The organism is Clostridium sp. CTA-6, assembly GCF_054768115.1.
In genome coordinates this window covers 110,035-133,359 of record NZ_BAAAAU010000001.1, presented here as the reverse complement: position 1 = coordinate 133,359, position 23,325 = coordinate 110,035, and the positions used below count along the sequence as shown (strand labels likewise).

At 27.7% G+C, this 23,325-nt stretch carries 24 protein-coding genes and 2 pseudogenes; 3 read left to right on the top strand and 23 right to left on the bottom strand.

Annotated features, from left to right (window positions below; all coding sequences use genetic code 11):
• Nucleotides 1–173: 173 nt before the first annotated feature.
• The 11 genes and pseudogenes from ACYUDJ_RS00600 to ACYUDJ_RS00550 form a co-directional block, all read right to left on the bottom strand.
• A complete protein-coding gene (locus ACYUDJ_RS00600; protein WP_043031858.1) occupies nt 174–1,145 on the bottom strand; it encodes a helix-turn-helix domain-containing protein in 972 nt (323 codons plus the stop codon).
• A gap of 72 nt (nt 1,146–1,217) precedes the next feature.
• Nucleotides 1,218–1,439, bottom strand: coding sequence for a hypothetical protein (locus ACYUDJ_RS00595; protein WP_242867357.1), 222 nt, complete (start codon nt 1,437–1,439; stop codon nt 1,218–1,220).
• A complete protein-coding gene (locus tag ACYUDJ_RS00590; RefSeq protein ID WP_242867355.1) occupies nt 1,427–1,618 on the bottom strand; it encodes a hypothetical protein in 192 nt (63 codons plus the stop codon). The genes ACYUDJ_RS00595 and ACYUDJ_RS00590 overlap by 13 nt, the downstream gene beginning before the upstream one ends.
• Before the next feature lie 7 nt (nt 1,619–1,625).
• The gene (locus ACYUDJ_RS00585; RefSeq protein ID WP_043031857.1) at nt 1,626–1,985 is read right to left on the bottom strand and encodes a metal-dependent transcriptional regulator; all 360 of its coding nucleotides are present in this window, start codon (nt 1,983–1,985) and stop codon (nt 1,626–1,628) included.
• Nucleotides 1,986–2,179: 194 nt separating this feature from the next.
• On the bottom strand, nt 2,180–2,401 hold the full coding sequence (locus ACYUDJ_RS00580; protein ID WP_242651481.1) for a hypothetical protein: 222 nt from the start codon (nt 2,399–2,401) through the stop codon (nt 2,180–2,182).
• 162 nt (nt 2,402–2,563) lie between these two features.
• Nucleotides 2,564–2,944: a carbonic anhydrase gene (locus ACYUDJ_RS00575; RefSeq protein WP_003486415.1), complete on the bottom strand. Its 381-nt coding sequence runs from the start codon at nt 2,942–2,944 to the stop codon at nt 2,564–2,566.
• A 176-nt stretch (nt 2,945–3,120) separates the two neighbouring features.
• Nucleotides 3,121–4,232, bottom strand: a pseudogene (locus tag ACYUDJ_RS00570) (helix-turn-helix domain-containing protein).
• 700 nt (nt 4,233–4,932) lie between these two features.
• Complete coding sequence (locus ACYUDJ_RS00565; RefSeq protein ID WP_414836224.1) at nt 4,933–5,016, bottom strand: hypothetical protein; 84 nt, start codon at nt 5,014–5,016, stop codon at nt 4,933–4,935.
• Between the two features lie 40 nt (nt 5,017–5,056).
• Nucleotides 5,057–5,224: a hypothetical protein gene (locus ACYUDJ_RS00560; RefSeq protein WP_003486418.1), complete on the bottom strand. Its 168-nt coding sequence runs from the start codon at nt 5,222–5,224 to the stop codon at nt 5,057–5,059.
• A gap of 3 nt (nt 5,225–5,227) precedes the next feature.
• A complete protein-coding gene (locus ACYUDJ_RS00555; RefSeq protein WP_052500383.1) occupies nt 5,228–6,487 on the bottom strand; it encodes a sensor histidine kinase in 1,260 nt (419 codons plus the stop codon).
• A 12-nt stretch (nt 6,488–6,499) separates the two neighbouring features.
• The gene (locus tag ACYUDJ_RS00550; protein WP_043031856.1) at nt 6,500–7,207 is read right to left on the bottom strand and encodes a LytR/AlgR family response regulator transcription factor; all 708 of its coding nucleotides are present in this window, start codon (nt 7,205–7,207) and stop codon (nt 6,500–6,502) included.
• A 163-nt stretch (nt 7,208–7,370) separates the two neighbouring features.
• On the opposite strand from ACYUDJ_RS00550, the gene ACYUDJ_RS00545 reads away from it, so the two are divergent.
• Together ACYUDJ_RS00545 and ACYUDJ_RS00540 are read left to right on the top strand one after the other, a co-directional pair.
• Entirely contained in the window at nt 7,371–8,126 is a 756-nt protein-coding gene (locus tag ACYUDJ_RS00545; protein ID WP_003486424.1) for an ABC transporter ATP-binding protein, read from the top strand.
• A complete protein-coding gene (locus tag ACYUDJ_RS00540) occupies nt 8,113–10,209 on the top strand; it encodes an FtsX-like permease family protein (protein ID WP_043031855.1) in 2,097 nt (698 codons plus the stop codon). The genes ACYUDJ_RS00545 and ACYUDJ_RS00540 overlap by 14 nt, the downstream gene beginning before the upstream one ends.
• Before the next feature lie 214 nt (nt 10,210–10,423).
• On the opposite strand, the gene ACYUDJ_RS00535 is transcribed toward ACYUDJ_RS00540, so the two are convergent.
• The 6 genes and pseudogenes from ACYUDJ_RS00535 to ACYUDJ_RS00510 all read right to left on the bottom strand — a co-directional run.
• Nucleotides 10,424–11,254 (bottom strand): phosphoenolpyruvate hydrolase family protein, encoded by an 831-nt coding sequence (locus ACYUDJ_RS00535; protein ID WP_004451681.1) that lies wholly within the window; start codon nt 11,252–11,254, stop codon nt 10,424–10,426.
• Nucleotides 11,255–11,278: 24 nt separating this feature from the next.
• Nucleotides 11,279–12,487 (bottom strand): Tm-1-like ATP-binding domain-containing protein, encoded by a 1,209-nt coding sequence (locus ACYUDJ_RS00530; protein WP_003486429.1) that lies wholly within the window; start codon nt 12,485–12,487, stop codon nt 11,279–11,281.
• Nucleotides 12,488–12,651: 164 nt separating this feature from the next.
• Nucleotides 12,652–13,839 carry a phosphoenolpyruvate hydrolase family protein gene (locus ACYUDJ_RS00525; RefSeq protein ID WP_043031854.1) on the bottom strand — a complete coding sequence of 396 codons (1,188 nt, stop codon included), beginning with the start codon at nt 13,837–13,839 and terminating at the stop codon, nt 12,652–12,654.
• A 56-nt stretch (nt 13,840–13,895) separates the two neighbouring features.
• Nucleotides 13,896–14,366, bottom strand: a complete 471-nt coding sequence (locus ACYUDJ_RS00520; protein ID WP_003486433.1) for a methylated-DNA--[protein]-cysteine S-methyltransferase — start codon at nt 14,364–14,366, stop codon at nt 13,896–13,898.
• Nucleotides 14,367–14,394: 28 nt separating this feature from the next.
• Nucleotides 14,395–14,760, bottom strand: coding sequence for a VOC family protein (locus ACYUDJ_RS00515; protein WP_003486434.1), 366 nt, complete (start codon nt 14,758–14,760; stop codon nt 14,395–14,397).
• Nucleotides 14,761–14,925: 165 nt separating this feature from the next.
• Nucleotides 14,926–15,033, bottom strand: a pseudogene (locus tag ACYUDJ_RS00510) (nitroreductase family protein); the annotation flags it as partial.
• A 129-nt stretch (nt 15,034–15,162) separates the two neighbouring features.
• Between ACYUDJ_RS00510 and ACYUDJ_RS00505 the strand changes: the two are divergent.
• Nucleotides 15,163–15,516, top strand: coding sequence for a winged helix-turn-helix transcriptional regulator (locus tag ACYUDJ_RS00505; RefSeq protein WP_003486437.1), 354 nt, complete (start codon nt 15,163–15,165; stop codon nt 15,514–15,516).
• 152 nt (nt 15,517–15,668) lie between these two features.
• Here ACYUDJ_RS00505 and ACYUDJ_RS00500 read toward each other — a convergent pair whose 3' ends face one another.
• The 6 genes from ACYUDJ_RS00500 to ACYUDJ_RS00475 form a co-directional block, all read right to left on the bottom strand.
• The gene (locus ACYUDJ_RS00500; RefSeq protein WP_043031853.1) at nt 15,669–16,211 is read right to left on the bottom strand and encodes a flavodoxin domain-containing protein; all 543 of its coding nucleotides are present in this window, start codon (nt 16,209–16,211) and stop codon (nt 15,669–15,671) included.
• A gap of 26 nt (nt 16,212–16,237) precedes the next feature.
• Entirely contained in the window at nt 16,238–16,705 is a 468-nt protein-coding gene (locus ACYUDJ_RS00495; protein ID WP_003486442.1) for a MarR family winged helix-turn-helix transcriptional regulator, read from the bottom strand.
• A 289-nt stretch (nt 16,706–16,994) separates the two neighbouring features.
• Nucleotides 16,995–19,067, bottom strand: coding sequence for a methyl-accepting chemotaxis protein (locus ACYUDJ_RS00490; protein ID WP_003486444.1), 2,073 nt, complete (start codon nt 19,065–19,067; stop codon nt 16,995–16,997).
• 273 nt (nt 19,068–19,340) lie between these two features.
• Nucleotides 19,341–19,535, bottom strand: coding sequence for a YwbE family protein (locus ACYUDJ_RS00485; protein ID WP_003486445.1), 195 nt, complete (start codon nt 19,533–19,535; stop codon nt 19,341–19,343).
• Nucleotides 19,536–19,804: 269 nt separating this feature from the next.
• Nucleotides 19,805–20,152: a four-helix bundle copper-binding protein gene (locus tag ACYUDJ_RS00480; RefSeq protein WP_042385155.1), complete on the bottom strand. Its 348-nt coding sequence runs from the start codon at nt 20,150–20,152 to the stop codon at nt 19,805–19,807.
• Nucleotides 20,153–20,257: 105 nt separating this feature from the next.
• Entirely contained in the window at nt 20,258–22,669 is a 2,412-nt protein-coding gene (locus tag ACYUDJ_RS00475; RefSeq protein WP_003486450.1) for an HD domain-containing phosphohydrolase, read from the bottom strand.
• Nucleotides 22,670–23,325 lie beyond the last annotated feature (656 nt).

The window sequence follows — 23,325 nt, the reverse complement described above, 5'->3', positions numbered from 1 at the left end:
TACTTGAAAATTAAAAATCATCCTCCTCTGCTTACCTCCACTTATCTTAAATATATTAGATAATGGCTATAGAAGAGGATAAAAAATAGACTTAGTTAGTTCTAACTAACTAAGTCTATTTTAGCATTTTTTAAATCTGTGCTCCAACTCCTAAGAGTCAGCTTTAGCTCCAATCAGACATTTATTTTTCGATATTGCATAGGGCTTATTCCCACAATTTCTTTAAAAGCTGCTGCAAATTTGCTCTGATTTTCATATCCCACTTTAACCGCAATATCTGCAACACTACTCCTAGTTTGTTGAAGCAATACAGCTGCATACTCCATACGATATTTCTTCATATAAGCTGCAATAGAAGTTCCATAAACACCTTTGAAGCATGTTTTTAAGGTTGTTTTGCTAATACCATGTTCTTTTGCAAGTTCATCAATAGTGTATCTTCGTTTTGGGTGTTCTGTTATCTGTTTCTGAATTTTCTTTATGATTTCAACCTGTTGTTTAGGATAGTAAAGCTTTTGATCATCTTCTTTATGAACATCTATTTTGCTCAAAAACAAAAGAAGCTCTAAAATCTTTAATTTAAAATAAGGTTTTTGGACTGATAATGGAACTGAATAAAGCTCTGAAAAAATATGTTCAATTTCATTTCTTGCTCTTATAATAAAATATTGATTTTTACAAATAAGTTTATCCTTTAATGCCCAGATATCAATAGACATCTCTTTCATAATTGTAGGAAGTATATGCTCTACTTCATCAATATGAAGTTCTACGGAAATTCCCCTATAATATTTAAGGGGAAATCCTGTTGTTATGGAGTGATTATTCATCATAAAACCAGAAAAATCTCCTTCCCCCATATATAAATACAATCCATTTTGAAGTTCACATTCCAATCTTCCTTCTAAACAATAATTAATTTCCATAATATTATCACAGGATTGTTTCCCACAATAGCAGCTTACAGCATCAAATTCATTATAAAGAAGTTTAATTCCTGGGAAAACCTGATAAACAGTTATAAATCCAGATCCTTTCTGACAATTCATCTTATAAACAGTTCGATAATCATCATTATCTCTCTCTACAATTGTTGTAATTCCATCAAAGATAAAATAATTTTGCTCTAAGTTGCTTTCATCCAAATGTTGTCCACTCCTTTTTTAAAGATTTAGAATTTAATTCGCAGCTAAATATATTAATTTTAGGTTTATCATTTAAAATTCTATCAAACATCTCGTTAAAGTTATGCATGTAGAATAATTCTCTTTTATCTTTTTAAAATCCCTTGTCTTTCCCATACTATCATTCCAAATTGTTTTCATCTCTTCTACAGTATCTGATTTGAAAATGTAATAAGGAGTTTCATTTAAATATGTTTCTTCCATTTTTTTAGATATATCTGTGGTTTCATCAAATATATATACTAAACCATACATACCATTGCTTTCAATAAAATCATAATTCCTTCACAACTAATTTTTTCACCTTCAATTAAACAATCGAAATTTCCCTTTAAACTAATAAGTAAATGCTTTGCCCAATGCTTATGCTTCTCTGGATCATTATGATCAGCTAATAAAAGCACATAATCCAAAGCACAAAAAATTTCTGTCATTTTCTTATCACTTTTTCATAAACTCTTTAATCCCTTGAAAAGTTTCATCACTAATTACATGTTCAACTTTGCAAGCATCTTTTTCAGCTATTTCCTCAGATACTTTTGCTGTTTCAACAAAAAATTTAGTCAAAATCTGATGACGTTCATATATACTTTCTGCTTTTTTACGGCCTATATCAGTGAGATTAATGTATCCTTTACTATCTATATTAATATGTCCAGATTTTTTCAATAAACCTACTGCATGACTAACACTTGGTTTACTAAAATCAAGTGCCTTTGCAATATCAATAGATCTTACACTTCCATTTTTATTTTCTAATATTAAAATTGTTTCTAAATAATTTTCCCTTGATTCGTACATAATTACCCTCCATAATATGAAATACAATATTATAATACTTGTCTATACAATTTTTCACAAATTAATGATTGTATTCATTATCATATAACATCTAGATATATTTTTCAATGAATTCAACCTTTTCTTCTACAAAGCAACATCTCTTACTAAAGACTTATTTTATTACTTAAAATTATTCTTATTTTCTATTTTAATTAAACATTTAGGTTTGCTGAATCTTTTAATTCAAGATCTTCATCTGTCATCATGTGATGAAGTCTATTTCTCATAAGGAATAATATTGCAACCATTATAAACATTGCAGTACATCTTCTTTTTTCTTGAGTTGTAAGTGGTCTATTTTCAACCTTTTTACCTTCAGTATTTTTGGTTGCATGATATTTACCTACATTACCTAAATATTTTGGTGCTAACATTGTAAATGCAACAGCCAATATTTTTTTGTAAAATATAGTATACAAGATTTCTGTATAAATTTTAAATATTAAATGATTAAGGCAGCTCAAAAGCTGCCTTTTAAATTTATAATCTTTTTAAATTCATTTAATTATTTTCTATACATCATAGATATTTGCAACTTATATACTGACAACATGTACACATGAAAACGCATCTACCCATAAACCAACTACTCTAACTGGAAGTCTCCATGACTTTACTACATACGTGGATACTACTATCTCCTGAAAATGCCTGCAATCACTAACAGGATTTGCAGCACAATCATAATGTCCTACCACAGCAACTACATTAGAATTGTGGGCTGTTATTGAAATTATAACTTTCTCTCTTAACCTTTCAATTTCAAGCCATTGACCTTGAGATAACACCTTATCTATTCCAGGTTCTGTAATTAAATCTACATAATCCACATCAAAGTTTTCTTTCAACCAATTTGTCACAGGAATCTGAACCCTACCATCAATACAATTTAGAACTGTTCCAAATCTTTTCTTCATTGCACACCTTCAATTATTTTTTACTATATAAAATATGGATATAATATAAAATCTGTGATTAACTAATCCTTTTATATAAAATCTATTACCATATGACTATTTATCTAACTATCAAGACTAATATTAGACATAGAATTGATTTTTATTTATAAAACCATCTCTTTTATTTATATTTTTTATTTCTCACTCAAAGATTTTTTCTCTAAATTTTTCAAATCATTTATTATATCAATAAATTCTTTATTTTCTCTAATTAAATCAAATTCTGGTGCTTCAAAGATTTTAAATATATTTTCATATAAATTCATAGTTATAGTTTTCTTTCCCTTTGGAATTTCATTAAAACACCAAATATCTCTAAAATTTTCTGGTTCATTAATATCATTTTCTCCTATATCTTCTACCATCTTATGTAGCATATCTATAGCTTTTTTACTTTCACCAAATTTCAAATAAACTTGTGCAAAATTTAAGTATTCCATTGATAAACTTAAGATATAATCTCCATTAGATGAAAGAACTTTTTTAATGTTAATTGATAAGTTATAATATTTTTCTATCATACTTAAATCTTTTTTATCTTTCATATAAGAATTGGCCAAACCGAAGCATACAAAGGTTATATCATTAATATTTTTATATAGTTTACTTTGTAATATATCCCTTGCTTTTTTTAATTCATCTTTCTTCATATATATATTAGAAAGTAAAAGATTAGGATCAAGCTCACTTTTATTAATTTTATTTAAAACTTCTATAGCTTTATCTTCTTCTCCTATTGATGGATATAATGCACCCAGTTGAAATAGTGCTTGTTCAACTAATTCTATTTTTGTACAATTTTTAGCTATATCTTTAAATAGTTCAATAGAATACTTTATCATATCCATACCCTTTTCTTCCTCTGTACTTTTCCATGAATACATAGTAAATAAGAAACCTATCCTAAGCTTTAAATAATAACTTGATGGATACTTTACTATGTATTCCTTGCTCTTAACTATAGCTTTTCCCAACTCACCATTACTAAATAGTTTTTCACATTCAGCAAATATTTTCATAACTTCCTCATCTGAAAGTTGAATTTTAAAATTTAATAGCGTATCAATAGTAACGTTAAAAAATATTGCAATAACTGGTAATAATGTTATGTCTGGATATGAAGTTCCACTTTCCCATTTAGATACTGCTGCTGTGGATACTCCAATAAAATTTGCCAACTGTTCTTGGGTAATAGCTTTTTTTTTCTTAATCTATAAATAACTTCACCTATTAATAATTTTTCCATTATTTATCACTCCATATAGTTATTGTAGGATTCTATGCACTTAGTATAACTTACTTTAACCTGTATACCAATAGATTCATAGTTGAATATGATATAGAAAATTTAACTCATAGTTAAGTTGTTTTTATCTTTATCATGTTTTAAATCTGTGGTTTAAGAGTTTAAAAATTTTGAGTAAATAAAGGAATAACTGTATATTTTAATAAAGACTGAATTTAAACCTTAATTATAGGTATTATTGCCTAGCCACCCTTTCTATCTAAGTATTTTTTAATTTATCAAATTCTTAGTTAATCATAAAAACACAATTCCAGTAATAATTTTATTTTTACTGGAATTGTGTTCTTTAAAATACTATTAATTTATTTAAATATATGAAATTTCTTATTTATATATTGATCTTTCCTTTGCATATTTAAATATATTTATTCATTGTACCTAATTTTATTTACTATAGAATCTTTTTTAAAAATAGGTAATTAAGATTTCAACAATAGTTAGTGTAACAACAAAAAATCAAGGGAACTAATGGAAATTTATATACTGTATAACTTGCATTCCCTTTCAATAATCTAAAACGTATATTTTTCCTTTAACTAAATATTTATTAGATTCATTAATCATTTTATCATCAAATTCATAAAAATTACATAATATGCCACTTAGTATTAAAGATAATAGTGTTATAGCAGTTCGTTTCTTATTTCTCCATAAATTTATTTATTTCTTGTTTACTTCTAGATAAAAATTCTTCTGTTTCCTTCTTGCTCAAATCATCTTCCATTAAAAGTGAATTAAATAATTTAATATAAGTTAATGGCGCTTTAACTTGATGGGATATATCTATAACTAAATATTTTATTTTTCCTTTTCTTTTTTAAATTTATAAAATTATACTCCAGATTTTTAGACATATGCTGCAATTTTGATGATAACTCTGAAAATACTCCTTCCATATTTCCGTCCAAATCTAATTCAAATTTGTCATCCATTAGTTAATAAACTTTTATAATCACCACTACAGAAAATTGTGTATCATTATAACTAATATCTAGATTTCCCTTATATTTATTCACAATATCTTTTAGGTTTTGTAGTCCAAACCCATGGTGTTTTATATCTGATTTACTTGATATAATAGTTTTTTTATGAGTTAAAATATGTTGGTCTTTCTTATTAGTTATAGAATAACTAAAATACCCTTTATTTGTTCTAGCTTTTATAGTAATTTTACGCTGTGATAAATCTTTTATTTTTAGTGAAGCCTCTATAGCATTATCAAGTGTATTTGCAAATATTGAACATAAATCCATATCATCCATTGAAACTATATCATCAATTGAAATATTTATATTGCAATCAATATTATTTTCAACCATTAGATCGTACTTATTATTTAGAACTGCATTAACTATAGTATTTTTGCAAAATATTTTATTTCTATAAAAAGTAAATTTTTGTTCAAAACTTTGAAAATATAGTTTTGCTTCTTTTATATCATTATTGTTAATATAATTATTAATTATCTGAAAATGATTATTCATATCATGATATATTTTCCTCACTTCAAGCTGTTTTTCCTCTAATGATTTATAATAATCATATTGCAATTTGTAGTTTTTATTATCAAGTCTTAGTTTAACACTATCAACTATATACCCTATAAGAAACATAACTCCAATATTAGAAATAATACATACTAATGCTATTACATAAGCCTTATATTCTTCATTATGTGTTGTAAAAATTATTGTTGAAACTATAGAAATAAGTGGCGCAATACAAATTATATCTATCAATATCCAAGTTTTATCATTGATATATTGCTTAGCATACAAAATTTTGTTTTTCATCACCTTATAAATTACAAACCAAAATAAAATCAATATATAGCTCCATATTGTAGGATATGGGAAATAACCTTTTTTAATAAAATTATAACCAAAAAGATTAAATGACACTATAATTGGATAAAACACCATGACAACAGATATCCTTTTTATAGCACTTCCCTCATAACAAATTAGCATAATAGCTATATACGCTATTAAAGCATATATCACATTTACAACATCACTTACAATTATAACCACAGATGGTATTGCACTTAACCCAACAAAAATAACTAACTTAAATATTTTATTTTTTTTTATATCTACAAAGCAATCCGTAATTTTTGAAAAAATTATTCCTACTGTAAAATAACTACTCATGACAAGAACACTGTAACACAACCAAAGTAAAAATTCTTTCATAAATATTACCTCTCATATAAGCATAGTTTTAGCAAAAGCAATCATAACATTTTGATACCTTTTTCTACTAATAGGAAGTTCTTCACTATTAATATGAGCATAATTATTTTCAATAGATAATACAAAATTTAAATTTACTAAATACCGCTGATGTATTCTCACAAAAAAATTTGGCAACTCTTTTCCAATTTGATCAAGCTTCCCATAAAATTCATAAGTCTCTCCCTTCGTTTTAACCTTTATTTTTCGTTTATCACTTACAAAATAAATAATATCATTAAGACAAAGTTTATATGAATTACTATTAAACTGTACTATAAAAAATTTATCTTTTATAATATCAATTTGTTTTAAAGCCTCGGATAAAACATCAACAATTTTTTCCTTCTTATATGGTTTCAATATATAATTTAATGCTTTTACCTCATAACCATCAAATACATAATCCATAAATCCAGTTACAAAAATAATAACTACTCTATCATTTAAAGCTCTGATTTGTCTTGCGGTTTCAACCCCATTTATTCCATCCATTTCTATATCAAGAAAAATAATATCCAGATAATTTTTATCTTTAGAAAGTAATGATATCATCTCTTCACCATCTTCACTCTCATAAACATTAAAATCTATCCCTCTAAGTTCAAGCTCTGTACTAATTATAGATTTAAGTTCAGTTCTTTGTATCTTTTCATCATCACATATACAAACACGAAACAATCAAAGCACCCCCCATAACGATTATATCATAGGATTATCAAACTTTTACAGAATATATGTTCTTATACTAAAAATTACAAAAATTACACCATATTTTACATTTACCATTATTAAATGAAAATATAAACTCAGTTATTATATATACAGAAAGGTGGTTATCATTATGTTAGAAATTAAAAATTTATATAAGTCTTATAAAACAAATACTTCTAAATATGATGTATTGAAAAATGTTTCATTTACAATTAAAAAAGGAGAATTTGTCGCTGTTATGGGCCCATCCGGCAGTGGGAAAACTACATTGCTAAATAGTATATCTAATTTTATTCCCTTTGATAGTGGTGAAATTTTATTAAATGGAGAAAGTATATCAAATCTAAAAGAAGAAGAGCTTGCTAATGTTAGAAATGAAAAATTAGGATTTGTGTTTCAAGATTTTATGCTACTAGACGGACTTACAATATTTGAAAATATTTGCCTTCCCCAAATTATTGCTACCAAAAATATTGCTTCTATGGAAGCTTCCGCAAATAAATTATGTGAAATTTTTGGTATTTCCCATATTAAAAATAAATACCCAGCTGAAATTTCAGGAGGTGAAAAGCAGCGAACTGCGGTTGCAAGAGCGTTAATAAACAATCCGTTTTTAATATTAGCAGATGAACCAACTGGAAATTTGGATAGCAAATCAAGTAAAACAGTAATAAATGCCTTCATTCGTGCTAAAGAACAACTTTCAGCTACAGTATTTATGGTGACTCACGATAGTTTTTCTGCAAGCTTCTGTGACAGAGTTATTGTACTAAAGGACGGAGAAATTCATAAAGAACTAATAAAAAACAATAGTAGAAATGAATTTTTAGATTTATTACTTGAAACCTTAAAAGAATTGGGAGGTGACAATAATGACAATGAATAATATATATTCGAAACTTCGCTCAAAAAATATAAAAAATTATTATATGCTTATATTTTGTACAATACTATCTGTTATGCTTGTTACCTCTTATGCTGTAATGTTTTTTAGTCCAACAGTACAAAAAATACTCCCTGAACAAGGAGACAGTAGAAAACAAGCCTATTTAATTTTTGGAATTGCAATAATAGGTTGTGCACTCTTTACCACATATGCTTCCTCTTTATTCTTTAAATATAAAAATAGAGAAACAGGAGTGCTTTTATCACTAGGCGCAAAAAAACCCCAAATCAAAAAAGTTCTTTTCACTGAACTTTCCATTATTACATTAATTAGTTCCTTCATTGGTTTAATAGTAAGTATTCCTGTATCCTTTGGAATTTGGAAATTATTTCAGATTTTTATTATTGATACCCAAGAAATGTTATATCAAGTAGGCTGGTTTGGTCTTATCTTTGGAATAATTTTCTGCTTATTTGTTACATTATGTATCTTTATTATGGGGTCAAAATTTATTAAGCGTACTAACATTATTGAGATTTTAAATAAGCATAGGAAATGCGAACTAGTAAAAGATGTAAAGCCATGGTATGGCATAGCTGGAAGCATTTTAGTTGTTCTGGGCATACTTTTAGGCTATGGTGTTCCTCAACTAATTATAAACTATCTTAATTATGTAATGCCTCTAATTTGGAATATAACATTTTTAATATCTGTAATAGGTATTTATATGCTAGTAACCTATACTGTTATTCACAGTAAAAAAGGTAAAAATCAAAAAAAATACTATAAAAATATTATACCAAAAAGCATGATGAAGTTTATGGGGAAACAAACTGTTAAAAGTATGTGTACTATATCATTTTTGATTGCTGGTGCTTTATTTGCAGCGTTTTATACCCCTGCAAATCTTACAGGATTATTTTATTCCATTTATAATAATCCCATTGACTATTCTTTTTACTACAATAAAACTGAAAATCAAATAAAAAAAGATGAAATATATTCTCTTGCAGAAAAATATAATGCAAATATTACTTCCTATAACGAAATTTCATCAATTTCACTTATAGTTGATGGTGTTAAAAGTGACTATATGGATAACGGTAAAATAACTCATGATTATATTGATAAAATAGGTTATGATGAATTTTTTAGTGAAAGTGATTTTAATAAAGTTTCGGGAAAAAATGTTCATGTTAATCCTGGTGAATATTTAACCATAATTGGATATGAAAGTGCAGAAAATATTTATGAAAAATTTAATGACGTAAATAAAATTACCAACCCAGTTACTCAGATTTGCCAAAAAATAAAATATGCAGGAACAATAACTTTTGAACCATTTTTTAAAAATGGAACAACAAAACATGTAATTTCTGATGAAGACTATAAAAGACATATAAAAAGCTTACCTATAGAAAATTTTGAAGAATTTGTGCTTTTTAATGTAAAAAATCCAAATAAAACTTATGTTTTTGCAAATAAATTAAAAAATGAAATTATAAAAAGAAGTTCCGAAACTGCAGCAGTTACTCCACATTACGATGAATATGAAAAAAAACTAGCTCTAGAAAAAGGTAAGAAATATTATGCAGATAAACACGTAAATCTATCTTCAGATAATAATCAATTGTTCTTAGATTGGAAATACTATCCTTCATTTGATGTATTAAACCGTCAAGATAGTATAAAAAACATGGCTGTATACCTAATGTTGTTCATTTACATTACCATTATTTGTCTTACAGCAGTAGCTATTATTTCATATACCAGGAGTATAACTATTGCTATTAATAACAAGACCTTATTTCATGATCTGAAAAATCTTGGAGCAAATAATAAATATATTGAAAAATGTATAAAAGTACAACTAAAAAAAATATTTACTATTCCCACTATAGTTGGAAGTATTACAATTTACCTATTTTATTTTCTTATATTATATGGAAACAGTGGAAGTATAAGCTCAAGTGAATATATTGCACTTGGAATTAATTTAGGAATTATCGTTATAGTTAGTTTTTTCATGTATTTAATCTATAGAATATCTCTTAAGAAAATTAAGAAGATAATAGAAATTTAATATTAATTTATCTCACTAATTATTGTATCCAATTTTATCCTTCGTATTTTGTAGAAGTAACTCTATCTAATACTTCTACACCAATAACATCTATGCCTTTTAGATACAAACTGAAGTGTAAGAAGCTTTTGTTTCTAAGCATCCTACACTTCATATACCATTTATTTTAATTTTTTATACTTTCAAGTTTAACCTAATTATTAAACTGCAAACCCTATTTTGTTATTGCTTTAAATGCTTCTGTTTGTGATTTAATACCTTTCTCAGCTGCAAATCTTTCAATACTAGATGCGCCAAAGAATCCATCAATTCCTTCTGTTCTTTCTATCACATATTTAGCATCTTCTGGTTCTGCAATAGGTCCACCGTGGCAGATTACCATAATATCTGGATTAACTTCTCTACCTGCTTTAATAATATCTTCAATCTTCTTTACGCAATCATCTAATGTAAGGGCAGTTTTTGCTCCAATTGTTCCCTTTGTAGTTAGTCCCATATGAGCTACTAAAATATCTGCTCCTGCCTCTGCCATTGCTTTTGCTTGCTCTGGATCAAATACATAAGGAGTTGTAAGCATGTCCAATTCATGTGCTTTTCTGATCATTTCTACTTCTAAACCATAGCCCATTCCTGTTTCTTCTAGGTTTTGTCTAAATACACCATCAATCAAACCAACTGTTGGGAAATTTTGTACTCCACTAAAGCCTTGATCCTTTAATTGTTTTAAATATACATCCATAACTCTAAAAGGATCAGTTCCACACACACCTGCTAATACTGGTGTATCTTTTACAACTGGTAATACTTCTGAGCCCATTTCAACTACAATTTGATTTGCATCACCATAAGATAACAATCCTGCCAATGATCCACGACCTGCCATTCTATATCTTCCTGAATTATAAATTATAAGCATATCAGCTCCACCAGCTTCACTACTTTTAGCAGTAATACCTGTTCCAGCTCCTACTCCTACTAATGCTTTACCATTTTTAACTTCTTCTCTAAATTTTTTCATAATTTCTTTTCTTGTCATTGTATTCATTTATAAATCCTCCCTTATATAATTTTATCTATTCATTAAATCAATTAATCTTTGCGCTGCCATTTCTGCAAATTCTACATCGTTAATTGCAAAATCCAATTCTATTAGTTCCACAACATTTTTATTAATACCCTTTCTTAAGGTATCAAACAACATCTTATCTTCTTCTATCCCATAGAATGGTTGACCTTCTACATCAATTCCTGATACTCCTTTAAGAGGTAACATTAAAACAGTTTTCTCTTTTGCCATATTTAATTTTTCAACAAGTTTTCTACCTATTTTTTCATTTTCCTCTACATTAGTTCTCATAAGAGTTACTGTAGGATTATGCTTATATAAGTTACGTCCTGCAAATTTCTTTGGTACCGTATCATAAGGTCCAAAGTTACACATATCAATTGCACCTACTGATACAACCTGTGGAATATGGTTTTTTCCTGCTGCCTCTAAACGATGTGGTCCTGCATTCAAAACGCCACCAATAATTTCATCTGCCCACTCTGTTGTGGTAAAATCTAATACACCTTCAATAAATCCAGCATTAATAAGTGCTTCCATAGATTGTCCACCTACGCCTGTTGCATGAAAAACAAGGACTTCATATCCTTTTGCTTCAAGATATTTTCTGGCTGCATTTACACATGGAGTTGTTACCCCAAACATGGTTGTGGCGACTAATGGCTTCTTCTCTATTGTTTTTGTATTTTCAAACTTAACCATACCTGCTATGGCAAATACTGCATTTGTGAAAACCTTTGTTGAAATTGAGTTAAGACCTGCAACATCTACTACAGAAGGCATCATAATAATATCACTTGTACCTACATACGGAGCAGTATTTCCTGATGCTACTGTTGACACCATAATTTTAGGTACACCTATAGGCAATGCTCTCATGGCTGGTGTTACTAGCGAAGTCCCTCCAGTACCACCAAAGGATATAATTCCATGAAATTTTCCCTGTTCATACAATTTAGGTACTAAAATTTCCATGCCCTTTGATAAAGTTTCCGTTGCTAGTGCCCTATCTTTTTTAGCAGCTAATTTTTCAATATCTGTTCCTGCTGCCTCCGCTACTTCCCTATTTGATACATCTGGCTCAAATACAGGATCAAATACACCTGTGTGAATAGTAAAAGTACCTAGCCCTAAACTTTCAATCAATTCTTTCACATATAAATATTCAGTCCCCTTGGTATCAAATGTGCCTGCAATTGCGATTGTTTTCAATTCTTCAACCTCCCCATGACTTTGGTTTTATGTAGCCTTTACAATACTAGATAAATAATTTTTAAAATATTATCTTAAAATAAAAAGCAGTATGATTGACTACAAATTAATCATACTGCTTTTACTTTTTAGTGTAAACGTTATTACATTAGGTGTTTTTGTGTTTATGTTATATTTTTATATTGTTTCGGAGAACAGCCTTTATACTTTTTAAACATTTTGCTAAATTGGGCATAATCTTCATACCCAACTAAAGGTGATAGCTCTGATAACTGAATATTTTTTTTATCTAGTATTTCTGCTGCTTTATCCATTCTAAATTTAACTAGATACTCTCGAAAACTACAGCCTACCTCCTTTTTAAACAAAGTACTTAGGTAACTCCTAGATACATGAGCGACCTTGGCCAAATCTGAAAAGGAAATTTCACGCATATAATTTTTAGTAACATATTCTTTAACAAACTCAACATAATCATAATGCTTTGTAATTCCATCTAACATTTTAACCATTAAGTCATCTTCATCTAATTGTGAGGATACTTTAAAAGCCTTCGTTATATTTGTAATAAATTTTTCAGAAGGGATTCTTTCAAAAGCAGATCCACCTATATATCCCATTAAATTTTCATTATTACTGTACATATACTGAACGTCTGTTGGAGTTTTCACAGGGCCTCCATAAATTAACTTAATTACACCTGGATTTAGTTCATCACATTTTTTAAATATTTTTTCTGCTTTAATCTTTGCAGCTTCTAGCGATAAAACTTTTTTTGCTCCTAATAGCCCTCCTCCTGTTAATCCTAAATGCACACAAATTACATCTGCTCCAGCTTCAATCATTTGAGCTGCTTGTATATCACTAAATACGAATGCAACGGTAAACATATCTTTTTGGTGGGCTATTCTTATTGCTTCCACTTCAATTAGATAATGACATTCCTTCTCTTCAAGAGCTTTACTAAACTCACCATCTATTAATCCAACTGTAGGGTAATTATTAATACCAGAAAATCCCTTATTTTTTATTTCATCTATATAACTTTCCATATCCTTTGTGGGATCCGTTGCATTAAATCCAAAAATTATAGGCATGTCCCTTACCAAAGGTATTATCTCTCTATAGGCAAATTCCATTACCATATCATTACTATTATAAAAGGGTAAAAACCCTGCTAATGAACTTCTTCCCATTTGACGAAATCTACCTGAGTTCAACATGAGAAGGAAATCTGCTCCACCCTTTTTTGCATACTTTGCTGTCATTCCTGTTCCTGTGGCTACACCAATAATATGATTTCCTTTCTTTATTTGTGATTTCAGATTTTCTAGTATTTTTTTCCTTTTCATACCTTCTAAGCCCCTTATCTCTTTTAACAATTCAGTATGTTTTGTGTGGTTCTGTTTTACCCTTCTGAGTTCTCTTTTTCTATTTTTAAAAGCTTCTCTTTTATATCTAGTCCACCTGCATAACCAACTAAACTACCATTAGCTCCAATAACACGATGACAAGGAATAAAAATAGGTATAGGATTTTTATTGTTGGCCATACCTACCGCACGACAAGCCTTCTCATTGCCTATATTTACTGCTACATTTTTATAGCTATAAGTTTTCCCATAGGGTATTTCTTGTAATGCCTTCCAAACCTTTTTTTGAAATTCTGTACCTTGTGGATCAAAGGATAAATCAAACTTTTCTCTTTTTCCTCTAAAATATTCTTCAAGCTCTTTATTTGCTTCTTTTAGTAGATCAGTCTCAAGAATGGTTACATCTTTAGGAATATCTTCTCCAAAACACAGCTGAGTAATAGATGTACCATTTTCCACAATTACTATTTTCCCAATTTTGGTTTCATAACAATATGCATTATTCATATACCCTCCTCCTTCATATAATATATTTCTATATGTATTGAACTAATTCAATTTTTTCTCCTTCAGCACCTTCAAAAAATATAATTAGCTTGCCATCCACTTCTGTTATTTCATTTGTAATAAAATTTACATTCTTCCTTTTTAACTTATCAATATATTCTTGTATATTAGTGACAGTAAAAGCTAAATGATCTATAATTCCATTTTTTACTGAGTTATACACATTATTCTTGGAGTGTATTAACTCTATGACTGAATTTTCATTTTTTAGAAATACTAAAATTTTATCTTTATCCTCGTATTTATGCTCAAATTCAAATTCTAAATTTTCACAATAAAATTTTTGAGCTTTTTCTATATCTTTTACTTTTATTCCCAAGTGATTTGTCAACATATTTTCTCTCCTTCATATTAAAAATTACTATTATATCTTATCATTATAAAATACATATTTCTTTAATTTATATATGATATTCGTTTAGTTTTTTACCATCTATTATAATGTATTCTACCTTTATTAAATCTATCCTCTATTTTTCTTTCTTCATCTGGATACCCTAGCTGAAGGTGCCGCCATGCCTACTTTTAATAAATCCTCAACAATATCATCGCTTACTTTTATATCTTTATATTTTCTTATACTTTTTCTATTTAATATCTTATTCATAAATGTATCCTCCTTATTGATATTTTTTATAATTTATGCTACTATTGTAAAAAATAAGTTTCATCAAAACAAGTACGCACTTTTTTGTATTATAGTATCTAAAAAGATACTATAGAAAGGATAAAAACTATGAACTCTAACTGCGATATTTTAGAATTTAAAAATAAAGAATATGCATGTACCTTTGAAATTACAATAGATCTAATAGGTGGTAAATGGAAACCTCTTATTATATGGCATCTTGGAACAAAAGGTACACAAAGATTCAATGAATTAAAAAAATTGATTCCTAGAATAACTCAAAAAATGTTAACTCAACAGCTAAGGGAACTAGAATCAGATAATTTAGTTAACAGAAAGGTTTATCCTCAAGTTCCCCCAAAGGTTGAATATTCATTAACGGATTTAGGTAAGAGTTTAATGCCTATTCTTAGTATGATGTGCAAATGGGGAGAAGACTATTATGAACTAATTACTTTGTAGTTTTATTATTTACACTACCAAAGATCCGGCAAAGGTATAAATAAATAACCCAAGCCGGTTGTTATCTTCCGTTCTAAGCTTGTCTTTTAAGCCAAAACATTTATTGGAGTTTTTGCTATTTCTTCTTAATATAATTCTATTTAGTCACCTAGCTAGACAATATTACTAATATACTTAACTAAAGGTACTATTGTATTTTTATCTGTAAAATCTACTTTATCTCCATAGGTATCTAAAAATTCTCTTTCTTCATCTGTTAACTTATCTTCAGCTTTCTTAGCCGTTACCTTTTTAAGCATTGCCATCATAGATTTGTGTACTAAACTTAGCTTTTTATAATCTATTCCACCTCGCAAATGGAAAAATTTTATTTCCTGTCTCTTAGATTTAGGGAAATTTTTTTCTATAATAGGAGTAAATATTTCTTTTTTGTCCGTTGAAGCAAGTCCTACTGTATATACTATTATTTTTTTATCCTTTAAAATATCGAAATTTTTAGTTATAAGAGATATACCTGAAATTCCACTAGCATAGAGCCCTCCACCATAAACAATAATATCATATTCTTTTAACTTTTCTCCTTTAATGTTTGAAGAATTAAATAAATCTCCCTTTACTTCCTCTGCTATCCACTGGGCATACTTTTTACTGCTACCATATTTTGATTTATATATTACTGCTATTTTATTATACATATACTTTACCTCCTGAAATTATACTTTTATAAAAATTCATTTTCTATAACTTGTATATTATCTAATAGTTTAGTAAAACTTTCATAAATACTTTTAACTTCCTCCTTTGTTAATACGTTAAAAAATTTCTCAATAAAAAAGTGATCTTTATCTTCTCTTAATTTTACATATTCTCTAATTTTATTCGTAGGAGTTAACCTTAATACCCGTTTATCCTTAATATCCTTGTTCACTACTAAAAATCCTTTTTTTTCAAGTTTAATGGCAATTTGTTTTGCATTTTGATGTGAAGTTCCCATTTCGAGAGCTAATTCACTAAGAGTAGGAGGTTCTTTAAAAAAATTCATTAATATTAACATAAAAAACCATTGTTTTGTTGTGAGTTCTCCAAGAAAATTATTTCCTAGTGTTTCAAGCTTATTAGACAATAAAAATAGCATACCAAAAATATGATATCTTTTATCAATATTATCCATTTCTTTTGTATTATCCATGCTATTCCTCCTAATAGAAAATAAAAAGGTAATATATTACCTTTTTTATATTGTAATATTTATCTTAATAAATATCAATATGATGTAGCAAAATTTTTATCATAAATATAAAAAAACATGAAAGTTCCTTAAAAAAGGAATCTTTCATGCCAAGCATTTCTAGAAATACCCTCAAAATTATAAAATTATATTTTCTATCCATGCAGTATTCCTATTTACAAAAACAAATATAAGATTTGTTTTTAATTTACTATAATTTATTTTATTATAATTGTAATAAATTCTTTATTTATATTCTAAATTTATTTACCTCTTCATTCATTGCTCTAGTCATTTCACTTAATTTCTCCGCAGATATAGATACATCCTTTGAACAATTATGCATTTCCTCAGAAGAAGCACTTATTTCTTCCGAAGAGGCAGATATCTCTTCTGAAATAGCTGAGCTTCCTTCCATCTTAGACAAAACCTCATCTTTTTCTTCATTTATAGAATAGGCTGAACTATTAACATTTTGTATTTTAGGAACAATATCCTCAATAGCTTCTATTATATTTTTAAATACATCTATAGTTTCCTCTATAGTTTTAGACTGACTATCAAGTTCTTCTTTCATTTTTTCAGTATTATTTATAATATCTTTTTTATCTTTATCTATATTTTCTACTAATTTATTTATACTTTCAGAAGATTCCTTGCTTCTTTCTGCTAGCTTTCTTATTTCATCTGCCACCACAGCAAATCCTTTTCCAGATTCTCCTGCTCTTGCAGCTTCAATTGCTGCATTTAGAGCTAAAAGATTAGTTTGCTCTGAAATACTATTTATTAAATTTGTCATCTCACTTATTTGACCTACATTATTATCCAGTTTAGATATTACATTTAAAAAATCCTTAAAAAACTCTTCAATATTTTTTACGGATACTATCATATTTACCATCTTTTTATTGCTATCATTAGCTACCAAATTTATACTTACAGAATTTTCGCTTATTGATGATAACTCACCTACCACCATATCAAGCCTTTCTCCAAAACTTGATATAGTTGTGGTAGCCTTTACAAGTTCTCCAGCTTGATTTGAAATTCCTACAGCTACGTCATGTATTGCATTTGAGACTTCACTTGAGGAACCTGTCATTTCTTCTGAAGCAGATAGCAACTTTTCTCCCTCCTCTGAAACTACCCCAGAACTTTCCTTTACCTTACCTAGCATAGATTTTATAGAATCCTGCATTCTGTCTAAGGACTTTATAATATCTCCAATTTCATCCTCTAATTTAAAATATTTTTCTTCTATTGGAATTGTGAAATTTCCTTTTCCCATTTCTTTTATATGCTCCGCTGCATATTTAATAGGCTGTGATATTTTATCAGATATAAATATACATACTAATACTGCAACTATGGAAAATATAATAGTGAAAATTAAAGTTATGAGACCTATACTATTTGCAGATCTTGTAAGCTCTGCCTTTTCTACAAAAGATATGTAATACCATCCTAATTTTTCATTAGAGGATTTTTTTACATTTATAAAATATTCTTTTCCATTACCCATTTTTGTACTAAAACTATTATTTTTATATTTTGATAAATTATTTAAATTCTCTACTTTAAGCTCCTTTATATTCTTGGAAACAAGACTTTCATCTTTACCGCTAGCTATTATTGTTCCTTTTTCATCCGTTACAATAAGATAACCATTTTCACCTATTTTAGTATTTTTACTCATTTCAGATAATTTTTTTAAGTTTATATCAAAGGTCATAACTCCTTTAAAATTGGAATTTAAATCTTTAACTGGATTTAGAACTGACATTACCATAGATCCTGATGAGGTTTTATAAACATCTGTAAAAGAAACCTTGTCCTTATTTTTCTTAGATTCATTGTACCAATCTCTTGTTCTAGGATCATATCCCTTTTTTCTTGAAATTGCTGGATACTGCATATATCCTCCATTGCTTTCTGAAGATATAGAAAGAGTTTCTATCCCATCGTGAGTTTTTGTAAAATTTTCGAACTCCTTATATAAAGAAGCTTCAAAACTTCCATTTTTTAGAGGAGTCATAGGTATTTCGTTTGATTGATATTTCTTATCAAGATATGAAGTTACTTGCTTATCTAAATTATTTAGTCCTTTAGAAAACATATTTATATTTTCCTCAAAGGCTACAATATAATTATTAAAGCTAGTATCCACTTGGGTAATTTGCTTTTCTATAGATTGAGCATAGTCTTCTTTTGTTTGATTGTATACTTTAGTGTAAACTATAGAGCCTAGTAAAACTAAGGATACTAAAATCAATGATACAAAAGAAATTATAAGTTTACTTTTTATACTAGAATTTTTTTTCATTGTACTGATACTCCTTTTTTATTTTGTCTATTTATACAGTAATTAATCGTAATTTTAATAGGTTAATTTATATGTATTAAATTTCTTTACAATAAATTAAAAAATAAAAACTATATTTAGTTGAATTTTACCTAAATATAGTGTTCCATTCTTTAATTAGTTCATTTAATAAAAAACTTACTCTTTTCATATTACAAATAAAAGAAACTTTTATTAAATGCATCTATCTTTTTTAAAAAAATATAAGGATTTCTTTTTATAATATCTAACTTTTTACCTTAATATTTCCTTAACTCTACCAACAATACCACTCTCAAGCATAACTTTAATACCACGAGGATGAATAGCTGACTTTGTAAGAAGCTTTTCAACCACACCTTCTGTTAATTTTCCAGAACGCTGATCTTGTTTTTGAACAACTCTCACTTTTGTACCTGGTCTTATATTTTCTCTTATAGTTCCATTCATATTATTACTCTCCTTCTTTACTTATAATAGGATAGCTACCTACTTACAGTATCTTGTGCTCTTTAAATTCACTATGCTCATTAACTGACACAATGTAATATAAATATATTTGTTGATTCTTTATAGATAATTTTTAACTTCAATTATAAATTAAAAAGCTAGAAATTGAAATAGTTATATTCCTAATTTTCTAGCCTTTACCTATTTAATTATTAAATTTTTAATAGATTTATCAAAATATTTTATCAAAATCCGTATATTGAAATACATTACATTCCAGACATTTTGTTACATTCTTCTGCGCAGGTAGTACATTCTTGTGCACATTTTTGACAATGTTCATCTTGAACCATTTTACACTCCTGAGCGCATTTATCACAAATAGTAGCACAAAGTTTACAATGATCCTTTGCAAATTGCCCATTCATTGCCATAAGTCCTACTGACATTTCGCACATTTTTGCACATTCCATAAGGATTTTTATACAATTTTTTCTTGGATTAGCATCTTGTTCATTTAGGCAAGCATTTAAGCATTCATAACATGCTTGAGCACATCTGCTACAGGCATATATACATGCTTGATATGGGTCCGCTGCTGTACTTACTATTGCCACATTAAACACTTCCTTCAATATATTTTTTATCTAAAATATATTATCACCGAAAAATATATTTATATTCTAAAACTATAAAATACTAAAAAACATAAAAGATACTTTTTAATAAAAAGATTTATTTAATACTTTTTCAATAAATATCCTTACAAGCTCTGGGTCAAATTGAGTGCCTGAATTTATTTTTAGTTCTTCTATAGCAATCTCCTCTTGTAAAGCATTACGATAACTTCTTTGACTAGTCATGGCATCATAAGCATCAACTATAGTTATTATTCTTGATTGAAGTGGTATCTCTTCCCCCTTTAGACCTTTAGGATATCCCTTCCCATCCCATCTTTCATGATGATACAATACATACTCTGCTATCTCTAACATATCATTTACTGTATTAAGTATTCTATATCCTATTTCTGGATGTCGTTTTATTTCTTGCCATTCATCCTCTGTAAGTTCTTCACGCTTGTTTAGTATATTTTCTTCTATAGCTATTTTCCCTATATCATGGAGTAAACCAATAGTTTTTAGTTCCTCTGTCTCACTTTCAGTTAACCCTAAAGCATGCCCCATATCCTGGCATAACATTGAAACTCTATGAGAGTGTTCCTCTTCTCTTTTATTTTTTTCATGAAGAGTATTAATTATAGCACCTATAGTTTTTCCTCTCATACTTGGGCTCTCAAAAAGCTTTTTCTTATACATATAATCTTCAGCTTTCTTTAAAATTTCTTCAATCTTTTCTCCTTCTTTCTTCTTAGTTCCATATCCAAAGGAGATGGATATGTTAACAGCACTTACTGTCTCCTTTAAAGCTAAAGCATTAATATTTTTAACAATTTGTTCTGTTTCATATATATCTGTTTTAGGCAGCAAAATTACAAATTCATCCCCGCCAAGTCTAGCAATAATATCATTAGATCTACATCCCTTTTTTATAACTTCTGATACTTTTTCTAATAGCTCATCTCCTGCAGCATGCCCAAAAGAATCATTTACAAGTTTTAGGCCATTAACATCTGCCATAACAATAGTCAAAGGTAAATTTTTTCCCACATCTAGTCTCTTTAACTCTTTTTCAAAAAACCTTCTATTATATAATCCTGTTAGTTGATCATGATAGCTTAAATATTCTAATTTATTTTCCATTTCTTTTCTTTCACGAATATCTCTGCATAGAGAATGAAAAACTTTTTTCCCATTATGTAATATAGTTGTCATCATAACCTCTACTGGCAATAAGGTACCATCAACTCTTTTGAACCACCATTCAAATTTATGTTTCCTATTTTTCATAGTAATCTTATATACCTGAAGAGCTTTTTCTTTAGAAGATTCTCCATTAGGCTGCTTCTCTGGCGAAAACTGAACTGGATTTTTATGAAGTATAGATGACTTTGAATCATAGCCTAATAATTCGATCATAGCTAGATTACAATCAATAATCTCATTATCCAGAGTTATAAGTATAGGATCTGAGGAGCTTTCAAAAATATTTCTAAAATTATATTCACTAGTCTTTAAAGCTTTCTCTGCAAGTTTCCTTTCAGTAATATCCGTTAAAATTGCTGCGAATTGTAATTTTTTAGGCCTATACACTATTGCTTCATAATATTTATCTTTTTCTTTTATATAACGTTGATAATGCACAGATTGTCCTGTTATTGCCACTCGTTGGATTTTTTTAATCAGACTCTTTTCCATATTAGGGAATATCTCATAAAGAGTTTTACCTAATATGTTTTCCTTTTTTAATCCTGTTAATCTCTCATAACTTGCATTTGAATCTAAAAGTTTATAGTTTATAATTTTTCCTTCCTCATTATCACTACCTTGAAAAAGCACTAATCCTTGCTGCATTTCACTTACAAGGGTTTTATACCTTTCTTCACTAATCTTAAACTCTAATTCACTTTGTTTTTTTAAAGTAATATCTCTAGAGATCGCTAATATTTCTTTTTCATTATTTTTTACCATTCTAAGTTCAAAATACAGTTCTTTATTAGAAATTTTAAGTTTGTACTCAAAGCTCTCTAACCCCCCATGTTTAAGTACTAATTTTATTTTTTCATAGGCTACTTTTGATATCTCTTTAGGAAGAACTTCCCAAAGTGATTTTCCAATAAAATTTTCCCTAGGCATTAACAAAAGACTTTCATCATTTACCACACAATCTATAAAGTATCCCTCATTATTAACTACAAATAATAAATCCGGTATTGCTTTTATAATAGCTTTATTTTTTTTTTCTGCTAAATAAACTTTTTTTAGAATACTTCTTATTACTAAATAAAGAATTGGTGCAGTTATAATAACATATAACCAACCTTTATATGTACTTATAATTATCAACATTTCTCTATCATTAACAAATTTCTTTATAATTTTATCTGAAAAATAAATCCAAATAAATCCACTAATTACATACATTAAACATATTTTAATAGATTCATATTTAAATGTATTCTTTTTTTTAGTTTCTAAAATTAATTGAATTTTTTTTATTATTGCTGCAAGCATGACACGCCTCCATTACTATTGTGTTTCATTAGCTTCCATTGAATTTATTATTCTTAATATTCATAATTCCATTTTATTACATATTCATAAATTACAAATAAAATAAATTTATATACTTTGTATCCTTAAATTACAAATAAAACAAATTTATATACTTTATATCCTTAAATTACAAATAACATTTATCTTTTATTTTATACTAATTTCGATTAAATTCAACAATAATTTATTAAAATACTAATTATATTTTTTATTTTCTATACCTATATCAAACTTTAGTAAGCTAAAGATAATCAACTATTATTGCAAATAGTTAAAATTAATATGTAAAATAAAAATATTTCTTAGTATAAAGATTACTATAATCTAGTGTTGCCTTGTTATTATATTCTACTCTGTTAATATTTAAAAATATAGAAACTATTGATAATAATATGATAGATGTGACTAATTTTTGTATAAAAAAGATAGTAACAAACTTAGCCATTCCCTTTTAAATCCTATTAAAAGGGAATGGCTAAAATTTATGCTTTTTTCGCATCAAAATACATGTTTAATTATTTCTTATGTTTAACTCTATTTTTGCATTTTATTTTTTTATAACATTTTTTAAAACCCCATACTTTAGTCTTTGTAAAACTCTTGTCTTCAGTCAA

Excerpts from the sequence above, each read along its gene's own strand:
- ACYUDJ_RS00595 (WP_242867357.1), bottom strand. The coding sequence starts at position 1,439 with ATGTATGGTTTAGTATATATATTTGATGAAACCACAGATATATCTAAA.
- ACYUDJ_RS00590 (WP_242867355.1), bottom strand. The coding sequence starts at position 1,618 with ATGACAGAAATTTTTTGTGCTTTGGATTATGTGCTTTTATTAGCTGAT.
- ACYUDJ_RS00585 (WP_043031857.1), bottom strand. The coding sequence starts at position 1,985 with ATGTACGAATCAAGGGAAAATTATTTAGAAACAATTTTAATATTAGAA.
- ACYUDJ_RS00580 (WP_242651481.1), bottom strand. The coding sequence starts at position 2,401 with ATGTTAGCACCAAAATATTTAGGTAATGTAGGTAAATATCATGCAACC.
- ACYUDJ_RS00575 (WP_003486415.1), bottom strand. The coding sequence starts at position 2,944 with ATGAAGAAAAGATTTGGAACAGTTCTAAATTGTATTGATGGTAGGGTT.
- ACYUDJ_RS00565 (WP_414836224.1), bottom strand. The coding sequence starts at position 5,016 with ATGGAAGATGATTTGAGCAAGAAGGAAACAGAAGAATTTTTATCTAGA.
- ACYUDJ_RS00560 (WP_003486418.1), bottom strand. The coding sequence starts at position 5,224 with ATGGATGACAAATTTGAATTAGATTTGGACGGAAATATGGAAGGAGTA.
- ACYUDJ_RS00555 (WP_052500383.1), bottom strand. The coding sequence starts at position 6,487 with ATGAAAGAATTTTTACTTTGGTTGTGTTACAGTGTTCTTGTCATGAGT.
- ACYUDJ_RS00545 (WP_003486424.1), top strand. The coding sequence starts at position 7,371 with ATGTTAGAAATTAAAAATTTATATAAGTCTTATAAAACAAATACTTCT.
- ACYUDJ_RS00540 (WP_043031855.1), top strand. The coding sequence starts at position 8,113 with ATGACAATGAATAATATATATTCGAAACTTCGCTCAAAAAATATAAAA.
- ACYUDJ_RS00535 (WP_004451681.1), bottom strand. The coding sequence starts at position 11,254 with ATGAATACAATGACAAGAAAAGAAATTATGAAAAAATTTAGAGAAGAA.
- ACYUDJ_RS00525 (WP_043031854.1), bottom strand. The coding sequence starts at position 13,839 with ATGAAAAGGAAAAAAATACTAGAAAATCTGAAATCACAAATAAAGAAA.
- ACYUDJ_RS00520 (WP_003486433.1), bottom strand. The coding sequence starts at position 14,366 with ATGAATAATGCATATTGTTATGAAACCAAAATTGGGAAAATAGTAATT.
- ACYUDJ_RS00515 (WP_003486434.1), bottom strand. The coding sequence starts at position 14,760 with ATGTTGACAAATCACTTGGGAATAAAAGTAAAAGATATAGAAAAAGCT.
- ACYUDJ_RS00505 (WP_003486437.1), top strand. The coding sequence starts at position 15,163 with ATGAACTCTAACTGCGATATTTTAGAATTTAAAAATAAAGAATATGCA.
- ACYUDJ_RS00500 (WP_043031853.1), bottom strand. The coding sequence starts at position 16,211 with ATGTATAATAAAATAGCAGTAATATATAAATCAAAATATGGTAGCAGT.
- ACYUDJ_RS00495 (WP_003486442.1), bottom strand. The coding sequence starts at position 16,705 with ATGGATAATACAAAAGAAATGGATAATATTGATAAAAGATATCATATT.
- ACYUDJ_RS00490 (WP_003486444.1), bottom strand. The coding sequence starts at position 19,067 with ATGAAAAAAAATTCTAGTATAAAAAGTAAACTTATAATTTCTTTTGTA.
- ACYUDJ_RS00485 (WP_003486445.1), bottom strand. The coding sequence starts at position 19,535 with ATGAATGGAACTATAAGAGAAAATATAAGACCAGGTACAAAAGTGAGA.
- ACYUDJ_RS00475 (WP_003486450.1), bottom strand. The coding sequence starts at position 22,669 with ATGCTTGCAGCAATAATAAAAAAAATTCAATTAATTTTAGAAACTAAA.